Raw genomic sequence first — 14,836 nt, forward strand, 5'->3', positions numbered from 1 at the left:
TGCACAGCCCCGTCAGGGGCGCACCCGGCGACCGAAGGACCGCACGTGACCCGCGCAGGCGTAATCCGGACGCCCCCGGAAGGCCACCCCGACCCCTTCCGTACCGCGGACCTGCGCCGGGCGGTCCTGACCGCTTGGGCCGCGTCGGCCGCCCGCTTCCGGGAGGACGCCAACGCCGAGGAGGACCTCGCGCTCGGCGGCCACCGCGACCGGCTGATCATCGAGCTGGCCCAGAACGCCGCCGACGCCGCCACCCGCTCCGGCGTGCCCGGCCGCCTCCGGCTGACCTACCACGAGGCCACCGCCGACGCCCCCGCGCTGCTGGCCGCCGCCAATACCGGCGCCCCGCTGGACGCCGCCGCCGTCGAGTCCCTGTCCACGCTGCGCGCGTCCGCGAAACGCGACGAGGGACCCGCCGCGGTCGGCCGCTTCGGCGTCGGCTTCGCCGCGGTCCTCGCGGTCAGCGACGAGCCCGCCGTGGTCGGCCGCAGCGGCGGTGTGCGCTGGTCGCTGACCGAGGCGCGCGCACTGGCCGCCGAGGTCCCGGGCCTGGCCGACGAACTGCGCCGCAGGGACGGCCATGTGCCGCTGCTGCGGCTGCCGCTGCCCGCCGAGGGCAGCGCGCCCGACACGTACGACACCGTCGTGGTCCTGCCGCTGCGGGACGGCGCCGCCGAGGACCTGGCCGGGCGGCTGCTGGCCGCCGTGGACGACGCCCTGCTGCTGGCCCTGCCGGGCCTGGCCGAGGTGATCGTCGACACCCCCACGGGCGTACGGACCCTGACCCGCCGCCAGGCGGACGACGGCGACGTCCTGGTCGAGGACTCCGACGCGACCAACACCACCCGCTGGCGGGTCGTCACCGACGGCGGCGCCCTGACCGCGGACCTGCTCGCCGACCGCCCGGTCGAGGAACGCCTGCGCCCTGTCTGGTCGGTGACCTGGGCCGTGCCCGTCGCCGCCGACGGCGCCCCCGCCGCGCCCCGCACCGCCGACGTCGTGCACGCCCCGACGCCGACCGACGAACCGCTCGGGCTGCCCGCCCTGCTGCTGGCCTCGCTCCCGCTCGATCCGACCCGCAGGCACGCCGCCCCGGGGCCGCTCACCGACTTCCTGGTCGAGCGCGCCGCCGACGCGTACGTGCGGCTGCTCGCCGCCTGGCGCCCGACCGGCACCGGCGTGGTCGACCTGGTGCCGGGGCCGCTCGGCAAGGGCGTGCTCGACGCCGACCTGCGGCGCCGCATCCTGGCGCAGCTTCCCCGCACCCCCTTCCTGCCGCGGGCCGCCGAGGTCCCCGCCGACGGCCCCGCGATGCCCGCCGCCGACCCCGACGGCTGGGACGTCGTCGGCCCGCTGGCCGGCGAGGGCCTCGCGCTGCGGCCCGTCGAGGCCGAGGTGGTAGAGGGCGCCACGGCGGACGCCGTCCGCGTCCTGGCCGAGGCGCTGCCGACCCTCGTCCCGTCCGCGCTGGAACGCCGGCCCGCCCTGCGCCAGTTGGGCGTCGCCCGGCTCTCCCTCGCCGACGCCGTCGACCGGCTTTCCGGCACCGAACGCCCCGCCGGCTGGTGGTGGCGGCTCTACGACGCCCTGGCGGGCACCGACGCCGACGTCCTCAGCGGCCTGCCCGTACCGCTCGCCGACGGCCGTACGGTGGTCGGGCCGCGGCAGGTCCTGCTGCCGGTGCCGGGCGACGACTCCGGCGCCGCGGACCCCGCGCTGCTGGCCAGGCTCGGGCTGCGGGTCGCCCACCCGGACGCCGCGCACCCGCTGCTGGAGAAGCTGGGCGCCGCCCCCGCCACCCCGCGGGCGGTCCTGACCACCCCGCAGGTACGGGCCGCCGTCGCCGCCTCCCTGGACGACGACACCGCCTGGGACCAGGAGGAGACGGGCCTGGACGCCGACGAACTCGCCGACACCGTCCTGTCCCTGGCCCGCGCCGCAGGACTCGCCCCCGGCGACGAACCGTGGCTGGCCGCGCTCGCGCTGCCCGACGAGGACGGCGAACTCGCCCCGGCCGGCGAACTCGTGCTGCCCGGCAGCCCGCTGGAGGCCGTCCTGCGCGAGGGCGAACTGGGCACCCTGGACGGCGAACTCGCCGACCGCTGGGGCGAGCAGCCGCTCACCGCGGTCGGGGTGCTGGCCACCTTCGCCCTGGTCCGCGCCGCCGACGTCGTCCTCGACCCCGACGACCTCGAACCGCGCGACAGCGACTGGGCCGAGCCGGACGACGTCGGCCTGCTCGACGCCGTGGACGTCTGGTGCGAGGACGTGCTCGACCAGCTGCCGCAGACCGACGTGCCGCCGGTCGCCACCGAGATCATCGCGGTCCGCGACCTCGACCTGGTCGACGACGACGCCTGGCCGCAGGCCCTCGCGCTGCTCTCCCGGCCGCCGCTGCGCGACGCCGTCACCGCCCCGGTCCGCGTGCTGCTCCCCGACGGCACCACCGAATCCGTACGCGCCTACGCCGCCTGGTGGCTGCGCGACCACCCGGTCCTGGACGGCCGGCGCCCGGTCGGCCTGCGCGCCGCGGGCGGCGACCGGCTGCTCGCCGGGCTCTACGACGAGGCCGAGACCGACACCGCCGTGGACGAGCAGGTGCTGCGGGCGCTCGGCGTACGCACCACGGTGCCCGCGCTGCTGGCGGAGCCCGGCGGCGCCGCCGAACTCCTCTCCCGGCTCGCGGACCCCGACCGGCCGGTCGCCCCGGCCCAGCTGCACCGCCTCTACGCGGCCCTGGCCGAACTCGACCCCGACCAGGTCACCCTTCCGGACGAGCTGCGGGCCGTGCTCGACGGCGAAACGGTGGTCGTGGACGCCGCGGACGCCCTGGTCGCCGACGCCCCCGACCTGCTGCCGCTGTCCGGCGGCCTCGCGCTGCTGCCGGTGCCGCCCCGGCTGGCCGGGGACCTGGCCGAGCTTTTCCAGGTCCGCCGGCTCAGCGAGGCCGTGGACGCCGCCGTGACGTCCGAGGGCGAGCCGCACGACGTGCTGCCCGCCGTCCACGACCTGCTCCCGGGCGCGCCCGCCTCCTACGTCGAGCACGAGGAGCTGCTGCTCACCGGCGGCGTCGAGGTCGACTGGCGCTACGCCGACGGCACGCTGCACGCCGCCACGGTCGAGGGGGTCGCCGCGGGCCTGGCCTGGGCCGCCGGCCGCTGGGAGCGCCGCTTCGAGCTGGCCGCCCTGCTGGAGGACCCGTCCCGCACCGGGGAGCTGGCCCGCGACCGCTGGTTCGACTGACGCCGCCTCCTGCCTCGCGGTCACCCATTGCCGCGCCGTCGCCCTTGGCGGCGCCGTCGCCCATTGCCGCGGCGCCGCCTAGGGTGTCGCCTCGTCCCAGCGCCGCACCCACGCCCAGGAGACCTCCAGCGCCACCGCGCCCACCGCCGCGATCCCCACCGCCGACCACGGCACCTCGGTGCCCACCAGCCTCAGCGCGAAGAAGCTCTGCAACCAGGGCGTGACCAGCACGATCACAAAGCCCACGCCCATCGCGAGGACCAGTCCGACCCGCCACCAGGTGTACGGGCGGGCGACGATCGCCAGCACCCACACCTCCATCAGGAACAGCGTCAGCGTCGCCGCACTGGTCTCCGCGGCCAGCGCGCCGGCCCCGGTGTAGTGGTGCCGCGCCAGCAGGTACGCCACGAAGGCCGCCGCCCCGCACAGGATCCCGGCGGGCGTCGAGTACCGCATCACCCGGCGTACGAAGTGCGGTCTGGCCCGCTCCTTGTTGGGCGCCAGCGCCAGGAAGAAGGCCGGCACCCCGATGGTCAGGCTGGACAGCAGCGTCAGATGCCGCGGCAGGAACGGGTACGGCACCTGCCAGCACACCACCAGCACCGCGAGCAGCACCGAGAAGACCGTCTTGGTGAGGAAGAGCGTCGCGACCCGGGTGATGTTCCCGATCACCCGGCGCCCCTCGGCCACCACCGAGGGCAGCGTGGCGAAGCTGTTGTCGAGCAGCACGATCTGCGCGACCGCCCGGGTCGCCTCGGACCCCGAGCCCATGGCCACGCCGATGTCCGCGTCCTTGAGGGCGAGCACGTCGTTGACGCCGTCGCCGGTCATCGCCACATTGTGCCCGCGGGACTGCAGGGCGCCCACCATGTCCCGCTTCTGCTGCGGGGTGACCCGGCCGAAGACCGCGCCCCGCTCCAGCACGACGGCCATCGCGTCCCGCTCGGGCGGCAGCTGCCGGGCGTCGACCGGGTCCTCGGCGCCCGGCAGCCCGAGTTTTCCGGCGACCGCGCCGACCGACACGGCGTTGTCGCCGGAGATCACCTTGGCGTGCACGTCCTGGTCGGCGAAGTAGCGCAGGGTGTCGGCGGCGTCGGGCCGCAGCCGCTGTTCGAGCACCACCAGCGCGAGCGGCTCCACCGAGGCCGCGACCTGCGGGTCGTCCAGCGGGCGCCCGGTCCGTGCCAGCAGCAGCACCCGCAGCCCCTCGTCATTGAGCCGGTCGATGTCGCCGAGGGCGGCGTGTCCGTCGGGCAGCAGCACGTCGGGCGCGCCCAGCAGCCACGTACTGTCCGTGCCGTCCGGCTCGGTGAAGGCCGCGCCGCTGTATTTGCGGGCCGAGCTGAACGGCAGCGTCCCCGTGGCGCGCCAGCCGGCCGCGCCGCCCGGCGGGTAGGCGGCGATGACGGCCTGGAGGCTGGCATTGGGGTGCGGTTCGGCGCCGCCCAGCGCGGCCAGGGCGCGGGCCGCGTACGCCTGGTCGCCGCCGCCCAGCAGGCGCAGGTCGGTGACGTCCATGCCGCCCTCGGTGAGCGTGCCGGTCTTGTCGAGGCACACCACGTCCACCCGGGCCAGGCCCTCGATCGCGGGCAGTTCCTGCACCAGGCACTGCTTGCGGCCGAGCCGGACCACCCCGATCGCGAAGGCCACCGAGGTCAGCAGCACCAGGCCCTCCGGCACCATGGGCACGATGCCGCCGATCGTACGGCGGAAGGCCTCGCGGGGGTGGTGGCTCTCCACCGTGAACTGGCTGACGATCAGACCGATCGTGGTCGGCACCATCATCCAGATGACGTACTTGAGGATCTGGCTGATGCCGTTGCGCAGCTCGGAATCGACCAGGGTGAAGCGGGACGCCTCGTCGGCGAGCTGGGCGGCGTAGGCCTGGCGGCCGACCTTGGTGGCGGTGAAGGCGCCGCCGCCCGCGACCACGAAGCTGCCGGACATCACCGGGTCGCCCGCCCGCTTGACCACCGGGTCGGCCTCGCCGGTGAGCAGCGACTCGTCGATCTCCAGGCTGTCGGCCTCCTCGACCTCTCCGTCGACCACCACTTTGTCGCCGGGCCCCAGCTCGATCAGGTCGCCCAGCACGATCTGCGAGGTGGAGATCTCGGTGGTCGCGCCGTCCCTGCGCACCTCGGGCCTGGCCTCGCCGATCACCGCGAGGCTGTCCAGGGTCCGCTTGGCGCGCAGCTCCTGGAAGATGCCGATCGCGGTGTTGGCGACGATGACGAAGCCGAACAGGCCGTCCTGGATCGGCCCCACCACCAGGATGACCAGGAAGAGCACGCCGATGATCGCGTTGAAGCGGGTGAAGACGTTGGCCCGCACGATCTCGGCGGTAGAGCGGGAGGACCGTACGGGGACGTCGTTGACCTCGCCCGCCGCGATCCGCTGCGCCACCTCGGCGCTGCTCAGTCCCTGGTGCCGCGCGACCGCCCCGGCTTCCGGCGCCGCGCCGCCCGCGCCCGTACCGGCGCCAGGGCCGGTGCCGGTCCCCGCGCGTTCCGTCATGGATCGACGGTACGTGGCACGGGCGGCTTCCACCCGTTCTGCGCGGCCCTACGCGCCCCGCGGGGCCTGCCCGTCCCCGTTCCCGCCGCTGTCGCGGCCCGCTGCCGCCCGCGCGATGGCGGCGCGGCGGGCGCGTACGTACGTCAGGCCGATCAGGCCCAGTCCGCCGCCGGCCGCGCAGGTCCAGATGAACCAGGTGTGGCCGTGGTCGGAGTACCAGCCGTAGAAGGGGAGCTGCACGACGAAGAGCGCGAACCAGATGATCGTGCCGACCGTGACGGTGGCGACGTCATTGGCCTCCAGCGGCTCGGGGGCCGGGCGCAGTGGGCTCCGCTGCTTGCTCATGCCGCCATCGTATGCGGCGGTCCCGCGGTCCGGCGGGGCGGCCCGGGAGGCGGTACCGGTGGCCGTGCGGCGGGGGTCTACGCGCGGAGATGGTTTTTGGCCAGTTGGCTATTCATACTGAAACCGGTCACCGCTGACTGAAAATATTCGTATGATCGCCCAAGTGTGGGCGAGATCGCGCCCCCCTTGAGGAATCACATGCCCACCTCGGCCCCCGCTCCGGTCGACATGGGGCGGTCGTCAGGCCGCCCGCCCGCCAACCCCCTGGACCGCTATTTCCGCATCTCGGAGCGCGGCTCCTCGATCCCGCGCGAGATCCGCGGCGGCCTGGCGACCTTCTTCGCGATGGCGTACATCATCGTGCTGAACCCGATCATCCTCGGCTCGGCCGTCGACAAATTCGGCCACCACCTGGACGGCGGGCAGCTGGTCACCGCGACCGTCATCACCGCCGCCTTCACCACCCTGCTGATGGGCGTCATCGGCAATGTGCCGATCGCGCTCGCCGCCGGGCTCGGCGTCAACACCGTGGTGGCGTTGCAGCTCGCCCCCAGGATGAGCTGGCCGGACGCGATGGGCATGGTGGTGCTGGCCGGTATCGCGATCATGATCATGGTCGCCACCGGGCTGCGGGAGCGGGTGATGAGCGCGGTGCCGCTCGGCCTGCGCAAGGGCATCGCGATCGGCATCGGCCTGTTCATCCTGCTGATCGGCCTGGTCGACTCCGGCTTCGTCACCCGCATCCCGGACGCCGCGCACACCACCGTGCCGCTCCAGCTCGGCGCCGACGGCCACCTCAACGGCTGGCCGGTGCTGATCTTCATCCTCGGCGCGCTGCTCACCCTGGCGCTGATCATCCGCAAGGTCGCGGGCGCCATCCTGATCTCCATCGTCACCATGACCGTGGTCGCGGTGATCGTGGACGCGGTCGCCGACATCCCGGCGGCCACGTGGGGCCTGACGGTGCCCAAGTGGCCGGGCAACCCGGTGGCCACCCCGGACTTCGGCCTGATCGGCAAGGTCAGCCTCTTCGGCGGCTTCCAGCAGGTCGGCATCCTGACCGGGGTGCTGTTCGTCTTCACCGTGCTGCTGTCGTGCTTCTTCGACGCGATGGGCACCATCCTCGGCGTCAGCGACGAGGCCGGGCTGCTCGATGAGAAGGGCGACCTGCCGGGCATCAACAAGGTGCTGATGATCGACGGTGTCGCCACCGCGGTCGGCGGCGTCGGCTCCTCGTCCGCGAACACCTGCTTCGTGGAGTCCACGGCCGGCGTCGGCGAGGGCGCGCGGACCGGTCTCGCCAGCGTCGTCACCGGGCTGATGTTCGTCCTCGCGCTGTTCCTGACGCCGCTGGCCACCATGGTCCCGGCGCAGGCCGCCACGCCCGCGCTCGTCGCGGTGGGCTTCCTGATCCTGGCCGGGTCGATCCGGCAGATCGACTGGAACGACTTCACCATCGCCATCCCGGCGTTCCTGACGATGGTGCTGATGCCGTTCACCTACTCGATCACCAACGGCATCGGCATCGGCTTCCTCAGCTTCTGCGTGCTCCGGCTGGTGGCGGGGCGCGGCAAGGAGGTCCCGGTCGCGCTGTACGCGGTCGCCGCCGTGTTCGCCTTCTACTACCTGATGCCGGCGCTCGGTCTGCTGTAGCGGGGCCGGTCCTGTGCGCCTGAGGGGACGCCTGACAGGCCCCAGGTCGCACGGGGAGGTGCCGGGGGTGCGCGAGGGGCGGGCGGGCCAGGGTCTCCCTGGCGGGGCGGGGGTGTTGCGTGCAGAGTGTACTTAGGCTAGCTAATGAGCTAGGCTAAAGAACGTGACCGAACTGTCCGAGGACGACCGCACCGCAGTGAACGAGCTGCGGGGCGCAGTGATGCGGCTCTCCCGCCGTCTGCGCCACCAGCGCGTCGACGAGACGCTCAGCCCGACCGAGATGTCGGTGCTGGGCACCCTGACCCGCTGCGGCTCCGCCACCCCGGGGGAGCTGGCCCGCAAGGAGCATGTGCAGCCCCCGTCGATGACCCGCATCGTGGCGATGCTGGAGGCCAAGGGGCTCGTCCGCAGGGAACCGCACCCCGACGACCGCCGCCAGGTCGTGGTGAGCCGCACGGAACAGGCCGAGGCGATCCTCATCGAGAGCCGCGCCAAGCGGAACGCCTGGCTGGCCAAGCTCGCCGAAGGCCTCACGGAGGAGGAACTGGCCGTGATGCGCCAGGCGGCTCCCGTCCTCGAAAAGCTCGCGCACCTGTGACCCGAACACCAGGACCCGACGAGGGGGAGGCGAGTACCGATTGAGTTCGGCAGCCGGACCGGACACCGCAACCGAACCTGACCGTCCCGCGGACAAGAAGACGGGCACCTTCAGCTCGCTCAAGATCCGCAACTACCGGCTCTTCGCGACCGGCGCCGTGGTGTCCAACACCGGCACCTGGATGTCGCGAATAGCCCAGGACTGGCTGGTGCTCAGCATCACCGGATCCTCGTTCGCGGTGGGCATCACCACCGCGCTGCAGTTCCTGCCGATGCTGCTCTTCGGCCTCTACGGCGGAGTGCTCGCCGACCGCTACCCCAAGCGGCAGATCCTGCTGTGCACCCAGGCCGCGCTCGGCGTGCTCGGCCTGCTGCTGGCCGGGCTGACCCTGGGCGGCGTCGTCCAGGTCTGGCACGTCTACACGATCGCCTTCCTGCTCGGCGTCGTCACCGTCGTGGACAACCCCACCCGGCAGACCTTCGTGGCCGAGATGGTCGGCCCCGACGTGATGCGCAACGCCGTCTCCCTGAACGCCGCCAACTTCCAGGCCGCCCGGCTGGTCGGCCCGGCCGTCGCCGGTGTGCTGATCACCGCGGTCGGCAGCGGCTGGGCCTTCCTGATCAACGGCCTGTCCTTCATGGCCCCGCTGGCCGGCCTGCTGCTGATGCGCACCGCGGAACTGCACAAGATCGAGCGGGCGCCGCGCGGCAAGGGCCAGCTCCGCGAGGGCCTGCACTACGTCGCGGGCAAGCCCGAGCTGATCTGGCCGATCGTGCTGGTCGGCTTCATCGGCACCTTCGGCTTCAACTTCCCGATCTGGCTGTCCGCCTTCGCCAACAAGGTCTTCGACAGCGGCGCCGGCACCTACGGCCTGCTCAACACCCTGATGGCCGCCGGCTCCCTGCTCGGCGCGCTGCTCGCCGCCCGGCGCAGCCGCACCCGGCTGCGGATGCTGGTGGCCGCCGCCGCGGTCTTCGGCCTGCTGGAGGGCGCCGCGGCCGTCGCGCCGGTCTTCTGGCTGTTCGCCCTGCTGCTGGTGCCGATCGGCATCTTCGGGCTGACCTTCAACACCACCGCGAACGCCACCGTGCAGCTCGCCACCGAGCCCGTCATGCGCGGCCGGGTGATGAGCCTGTACATGATGGTCTTCGTCGGCGGCACCCCCATCGGCGGCCCGGTCATGGGCTGGGTCACCGACACCTACGGCGCCCGGGTCGGCTTCCTGTCCGGCGGCCTGATCTCCGCCGCCGCGGCCGTCACGGTCGGCCTCGTTCTGGCCAGGGCGGCAGGTCTGCGCCCCCGGCTCGACCTTCGGCGCGGCAATGGCCGGCCGCTGGTCTCCTTCGTCCCGCGCGCCGGCCGGCAGGCCATGCCTGCCTCCTCTGCCTCTGCCTCTGCCTCTGCCTCCGCCGACGACGACACGGCGACGTCGGACGGTGCCCGCGTGCCCCACGAGGGCGGGCCGGACCCGGTCGCGGGCTCGGATCCGGGTTCCGGCTCCGGCGCCGGTTCGGACTCCGGCTCCGGCTCTGGCTCAGGCTCCGGCGGGAGCGGTACCGACGAGGCCGCGCCACGGCTGACCCCGGCCGTATGAGGCTGTTCGTGGCCGTGCTGCCGCCACCCGCCGCGGTCACCGGGCCGGCCGCGGCGCTGGACGGGCTGCACCGGCTGCCCGGCGCCCGCCAACTGCGCTGGACGGCACCCGCCGGCTGGCACTACACCCTGGCCTTCCTCGGCGAGGTGCCGGACGCCGTGCGCCCGGACCTCGGCGAACGGCTCGCCCGCGCCGCCCACCGCCACGAGCCCTGCGCGCTGCGTACGGCCGGCGGCGGGCGCTTCGGCGACCGGGCGCTGTGGACGGGCGCGGAAGGCGACCTGCGGGAACTGGGCGGCCTCGCCGACACCGTACGGGCGGCGGCGCGCAGGGCCGGAGCGCCCAGCGACGAGGAGCACGGCTTCCGGCCGCATCTGACGCTGGCCCGCGCCTCGAAGAACGCGCCCGTCGACCTGCGCCCCTTCGCCGCCGCGCTCACCGGCTTCCGCGGCACATGGTGGACCGCGGACACCCTCAGCCTGGTCGCCAGTACATTGCCGCGCTCCGGGGTGCCAGGGGCCCAGCCGGTCTACACCGTGGTGGACGCCTGGCCGCTGGGCGGCCCCGCCGCCCCGGTGCCCGGGCACGGGGCACCGGCCGCGGCCGGTTAACCTCGGAGGGTGGACCCCAAGACCCGTACCCGCGTGATGACCGCCGCCTTCGTCCTGATGCTCGTCGTGGTGGTCGTCGCCGCCGCGGTGCGCTGACCGCGGCGGCGACCCCTGGTACGGCCGACCGGCAGGCCCGGCGCCGCTACCAGGCGAAGGCCTCGGGGGACGGACCCGGGCCGGGGAAGATCTCTTCCAGGGCCGCCAGGAATTCCCCGGAAAGCTCCAGCTCCACCGCCCGCAGCGCGGACTCCAGCTGGTCGGCGGTGCGCGGGCCGACGATCGGCCCGGTCACGCCGGGGCGGGTGAGCAGCCACGCCAGGCCCACATCGCCCGGCTGCAGCCCGTGCTTGTCGCACAGGTCCTCGTACGCCTCGATCTTGGCGCGCTGCGCCTGGTCGGCCAGCGCGTCGGCGGCCCGTCCGCCGACCGAGCGCGACCCGCCGCCCTCGCGCTGCTTGCGCAGCACACCGCCCAGCAGACCGCCGTTCAGCGGCGACCACGGGATGACGCCGAGGCCGTAGTGCTGCGCCGCCGGAACCACCTCCATCTCCGCGCGCCGCTCCGCCAGGTTGTACAGGCACTGCTCGGAGGTCAGCCCGAGCGAGCCGCGCCGCCTGGCGGCCTCGTTGGCCTGGGCGATGTGCCAGCCGGCGAAGTTGCTCGACCCGGCGTAGAGGATCTTGCCCTGGGTGACCAGGACGTCGATGGCCTGCCAGATCTCGTCCCAGGGGGTGTCCCGGTCGACGTGGTGGAACTGGTACAGGTCGATGTAGTCGGTGCCCAGCCGCTTGAGGCTGGCGTCCACCGCCCGGCGGATGTTCAGCGCAGAGAGCTTGTCCTGGTTGGGCCAGGGATCGCCCTCGGCGGCCATGCTGCCGTAGACCTTGGTGGCCAGCACGGTCTTGTCGCGGCGGGCGCCGCCCTTGGCGAACCAGCTGCCGACGATCTCCTCGGTGCGGCCCTTGTTCTCGCCCCAGCCGTAGACGTTGGCCGTGTCGAAGAAGTTGACGCCCGCGCTGAGCGCCGCGTCCATGATCGCGTGGCTGTCCGCCTCATCGGTCAGCGGACCGAAGTTCATGGTGCCGAGCACCAGACGGCTGACCTTGAGACCCGTACGTCCGAGCTGTGTGTACTCCATGGCTTCCAGCCAAGCCCTTCGAGTGCGCTCGAATCAAGAGGACATGACGGCGGCCGGCACGAACGGCGTCAGCACCCGGCGTAAGGCGTCCCGATGTCCCAGGCCTGGTACATGGCGTCGGCGAAGGCCGCCGCCAACTTGTGCTCCCCTGCCGCGTTGGGATGGGTGCCGTCGTAGGTGTGGAGCAGGATGTCGTAGCCCTCGGGGCGTGAGGCCATCAACAGGGGCGAGGTGGGCGAGTCGTGGTCGGCGACCGCCTTGGCCATCAGGGCGTTCAGCTCGGCGCACTGGTCGGCGAAGCCCGGGTCCAGGTCGGCGCGGGTGTTGGGGATCACCGGCAGCAGCACCATCCGCAGCCGCGGCGCCGCGGTACGGGCCGTGGTGATGAAGCGCTCCACATTGGCGGCGGTCTGCGCGGCGTCGGTGTAGAAGCCGAGGTCGATCAGGCCGAGCGACACCAGCAGCACGTCGGGCCGGTGCTCGCGGACGACGTCGCCGATCACCGGCGCCAGGTGCGTCCAGCCCTCCCCCCAGCCCGCCAGATGGCGCCTGGCGCGCGGCGGGAACGACGGGTCGGCGTAGTCGGCGGACACCGCGGCGTCCGCCGCCGGCTCGTAGAGCCCGTCGCGCGGGCCGACCACGGAGAAGGGCTCGCCGAGCGTGCACAGGTGCTGCCACATCCGGTAGCGCCAGGTGTAGTCGCCGGCGGCGCCAACGGTCATGGAGTCGCCGACGAAGAGGTAACGCATGCCGGGCATCATCCCCGACCGCCTGCCGACCGGGGACACTGGGGGGCATGCGCGTCCACCTCCCGACAGCCGCCGCCTGCGCCGCCCTCGCCCTGGCCTGGGGCTGCGCGGTGCCCGCCGCCGCGGACGCCGGGCCGTCCACGGCCTTCACGATCACCGACCCCCGCATCACCGAGTCCAGCGGCCTGGCCGCCAGCCACCTGCACCCCGGTGTGTACTGGACGCACAACGACAGCAGCGACGGCCCCTACGTCTACGCCGTCGACTCGGCCACCGGCAAGACCGTCGCCAGGGTGACGATGCGCGGCATCCACCCCCGGGACGTCGAGGCCATATCACTCGGCCCGAACGGCGACCTCTACGTCGGCGACATCGGCGACAATCTCGGTGGCGCCTGGCACGAGGTGTGGATCTACCGCTTCCACGAGCCCGCCCAGCTGCGTGACCAGACTGTGGACGTCACCCGCTACACCGTCCGCTACGACGCCGGGCCGCGCAATGCCGAGGCGCTGATGGTGCAGCCGAAGACCGGCCGGGTCTACATCGCCAGCAAGAACGAGGACGGCGGCGGCCTCTACCGCGGTCCGGCCGAGCTGAGCACCCACGGCGTCAACGTCTTCCGCCGGATCGCCGATGTGCCGTGGGTGACCGACGGGGCATTCTCGCCCGACGGCAGCCGCCTGGTGCTGCGCGGCTATTTCTGGGCCGCCGAATACCGCTGGGTCGGCGGCGCCCCGCAGAAGCTCACCGACCTCACCGTGCCCATGCAGCGGCAGGGCGAGGCGGTGACCTTCACGCCGGACGGCAGGGCGCTGATGTACGGCAGTGAGGGCAGGAGCAGCCAGGTGTGGCGAGCGCCGCTGTCCGGCGCGGAACTGCCCGACAGCGTGCCGGCCGCCTCTGCCGGCGCCACGAAGGGCGCCGGGGGCACGCAGGGGGGCGGAAAGGGCCAGGGCGGCGCGGCGGCCCAGGACCCGTCGCCGTCGTCCGGTGGCGGCAGCGGCAAAACGCTCGGCTTCGGGGCGCTCGCGCTCGTCGGCGTGCTGGGCCTCGGCCTGCGCCGGGCGATACGCCGCCGCCGGGCCTGAGGCCCGGCGGCGGGGCCGGTGCGGTGCGGTGGGTGGGGGCCGGTCAGAGCCGGCCGATGACGTAGTCGATGCTGGCGGTCAGCGCCTCGACGTCGGCCGGGTCGACGGCCGGGAACATCGCCACCCGCAGCTGGTTGCGGCCCAGCTTGCGGTAGGGCTCGGTGTCCACGATGCCGTTCGCCCGCAGCACCTTCGCCACCGCGGCGGCGTCGATCCCGTCTTCGAAGTCGATGGTGCCGACGACCTGCGAACGCTGCGCCGGGTCCGTCACGAACGGCGTCGCGTAGGACGCCTTCTCGGCCCAGCCGTACAGCCGCGACGACGAGTCGGCGGTGCGCTCGGTGGCCCAGCTCAGGCCGCCCTGCCCGTTGATCCACTCCAGCTGCTCCTTGAGCAGGAAGAGGGTGGTCAGCGCGGGGGTGTTGTACGTCTGGTTCTTCTGCGAGTTGTCGATCGCGGTCGGCAGGTCGAAGAACGCCGGGATGTGCCGGCCGGAGGCGGCGATCGAGGCGGCGCGCTCCAGAGCGGCGGGGGAGAACGCGGCGATCCACAGGCCGCCGTCGGCCGCGAAGGACTTCTGCGGCGCGAAGTAGTAGACGTCGGTCTCCGCGATGTCGACCGGCAGGCCGCCCGCGCCCGAGGTGGCGTCCACCAGGACCAGGGCCCCGGCGTCCGCGCCCGCGACCCGGCGGATCGGGGCGGCGACACCCGTCGACGTCTCGTTGTGCGTCAGGGCGTAGACGTCCACGCCTGCTTCGGCGGCCGGCTCCGGGTGGGTGCCGGGCTCGGACTTGACGATCGTCGGCTCGTCCAGCCACGGCGCGAGCTGGGACGCCTTGGCGAACTTCGACGAGAACTCACCGAAGGACAGGTGCTGGGACTTGGTGCCGATCAGGCCGTGGGTCGCGATGTCCCAGAACGCGGTGGACCCGCCGTTGCCGAGCACCACCTCGTAGCCGTCCGGCAGGGAGAACAGCTGCTTGACGCCCTCGCGGACCTGTCCGACCAGGTTCTTCACCGGCGCCTGCCGATGGGAGGTGCCGAGCAGGGACGTCCCGGTGGCGGCCAGGGCGTCGAGCGCCTGCGTCCGCACCTTGGAGGGGCCCGACCCGAATCGACCGTCGGCGGGCTTGATGTCAGCGGGAATCTGGATATCGGCCACGAGCGCAGCGTAGCCCGTTACGGGGCCGTTTCCGCGGGCGTTCCATCCGGTGAGACGCCCCGTCCGTGACCTTGGACGGGGCGTCTGCCGGCCGCGGCTTCGTCCACCACGTCGCCCGGTTTCTCGTGCCGGGGCGCCCAG

Annotated in this window: 11 protein-coding genes; 6 read left to right on the top strand and 5 right to left on the bottom strand. The window is 73.4% G+C overall.

What is annotated here, in order from left to right; translation table 11 throughout:
- Positions 1-45: 45 nt before the first annotated feature.
- On the top strand, positions 46-3,243 hold the full coding sequence (locus OHA86_RS23315; protein WP_329178188.1) for a sacsin N-terminal ATP-binding-like domain-containing protein: 3,198 nt from the start codon (positions 46-48) through the stop codon (positions 3,241-3,243).
- Between the two features lie 78 nt (positions 3,244-3,321).
- On the opposite strand, the gene OHA86_RS23320 is transcribed toward OHA86_RS23315, so the two are convergent.
- Together OHA86_RS23320 and OHA86_RS23325 are read right to left on the bottom strand one after the other, a co-directional pair.
- Positions 3,322-5,757 carry an HAD-IC family P-type ATPase gene (locus OHA86_RS23320; RefSeq protein ID WP_329178190.1) on the bottom strand — a complete coding sequence of 812 codons (2,436 nt, stop codon included), beginning with the start codon at positions 5,755-5,757 and terminating at the stop codon, positions 3,322-3,324.
- Between the two features lie 48 nt (positions 5,758-5,805).
- A complete protein-coding gene (locus OHA86_RS23325) occupies positions 5,806-6,102 on the bottom strand; it encodes a DUF2530 domain-containing protein (protein WP_329178192.1) in 297 nt (98 codons plus the stop codon).
- Between the two features lie 198 nt (positions 6,103-6,300).
- Here OHA86_RS23325 and OHA86_RS23330 point away from each other — a divergent pair, with 198 nt between their 5' ends.
- From OHA86_RS23330 to thpR, 4 genes are all read left to right on the top strand, one after another.
- On the top strand, positions 6,301-7,755 hold the full coding sequence (locus OHA86_RS23330) for an NCS2 family permease (RefSeq protein ID WP_329178193.1): 1,455 nt from the start codon (positions 6,301-6,303) through the stop codon (positions 7,753-7,755).
- 220 nt (positions 7,756-7,975) lie between these two features.
- Positions 7,976-8,353 (top strand): MarR family winged helix-turn-helix transcriptional regulator, encoded by a 378-nt coding sequence (locus OHA86_RS23335; RefSeq protein ID WP_329182516.1) that lies wholly within the window; start codon positions 7,976-7,978, stop codon positions 8,351-8,353.
- Between the two features lie 40 nt (positions 8,354-8,393).
- Entirely contained in the window at positions 8,394-9,947 is a 1,554-nt protein-coding gene (locus OHA86_RS23340; protein WP_329178195.1) for an MFS transporter, read from the top strand.
- The gene (gene thpR, locus OHA86_RS23345; RefSeq protein ID WP_329178196.1) at positions 9,944-10,558 is read left to right on the top strand and encodes an RNA 2',3'-cyclic phosphodiesterase; all 615 of its coding nucleotides are present in this window, start codon (positions 9,944-9,946) and stop codon (positions 10,556-10,558) included. Before OHA86_RS23340 ends, thpR begins: the two co-directional genes overlap by 4 nt.
- A 142-nt stretch (positions 10,559-10,700) precedes the next feature.
- Here the strand turns inward: thpR and OHA86_RS23350 are convergent, their stop codons facing one another.
- Complete coding sequence (locus OHA86_RS23350; protein WP_329178198.1) at positions 10,701-11,696, bottom strand: aldo/keto reductase; 996 nt, start codon at positions 11,694-11,696, stop codon at positions 10,701-10,703.
- A 68-nt stretch (positions 11,697-11,764) separates the two neighbouring features.
- The gene (locus OHA86_RS23355) at positions 11,765-12,445 is read right to left on the bottom strand and encodes a GDSL-type esterase/lipase family protein (RefSeq protein WP_329178200.1); all 681 of its coding nucleotides are present in this window, start codon (positions 12,443-12,445) and stop codon (positions 11,765-11,767) included.
- Between the two features lie 47 nt (positions 12,446-12,492).
- Here OHA86_RS23355 and OHA86_RS23360 point away from each other — a divergent pair, with 47 nt between their 5' ends.
- Positions 12,493-13,533 carry a hypothetical protein gene (locus tag OHA86_RS23360; protein ID WP_329178201.1) on the top strand — a complete coding sequence of 347 codons (1,041 nt, stop codon included), beginning with the start codon at positions 12,493-12,495 and terminating at the stop codon, positions 13,531-13,533.
- Positions 13,534-13,576: 43 nt separating this feature from the next.
- On the opposite strand, the gene serC is transcribed toward OHA86_RS23360, so the two are convergent.
- Positions 13,577-14,695 carry a phosphoserine transaminase gene (gene serC, locus OHA86_RS23365; protein ID WP_329178202.1) on the bottom strand — a complete coding sequence of 373 codons (1,119 nt, stop codon included), beginning with the start codon at positions 14,693-14,695 and terminating at the stop codon, positions 13,577-13,579.
- Positions 14,696-14,836 lie beyond the last annotated feature (141 nt).

The organism is Streptomyces sp. NBC_01477 (genome assembly GCF_036227245.1).
Lineage (GTDB): Bacteria > Actinomycetota > Actinomycetes > Streptomycetales > Streptomycetaceae > Actinacidiphila.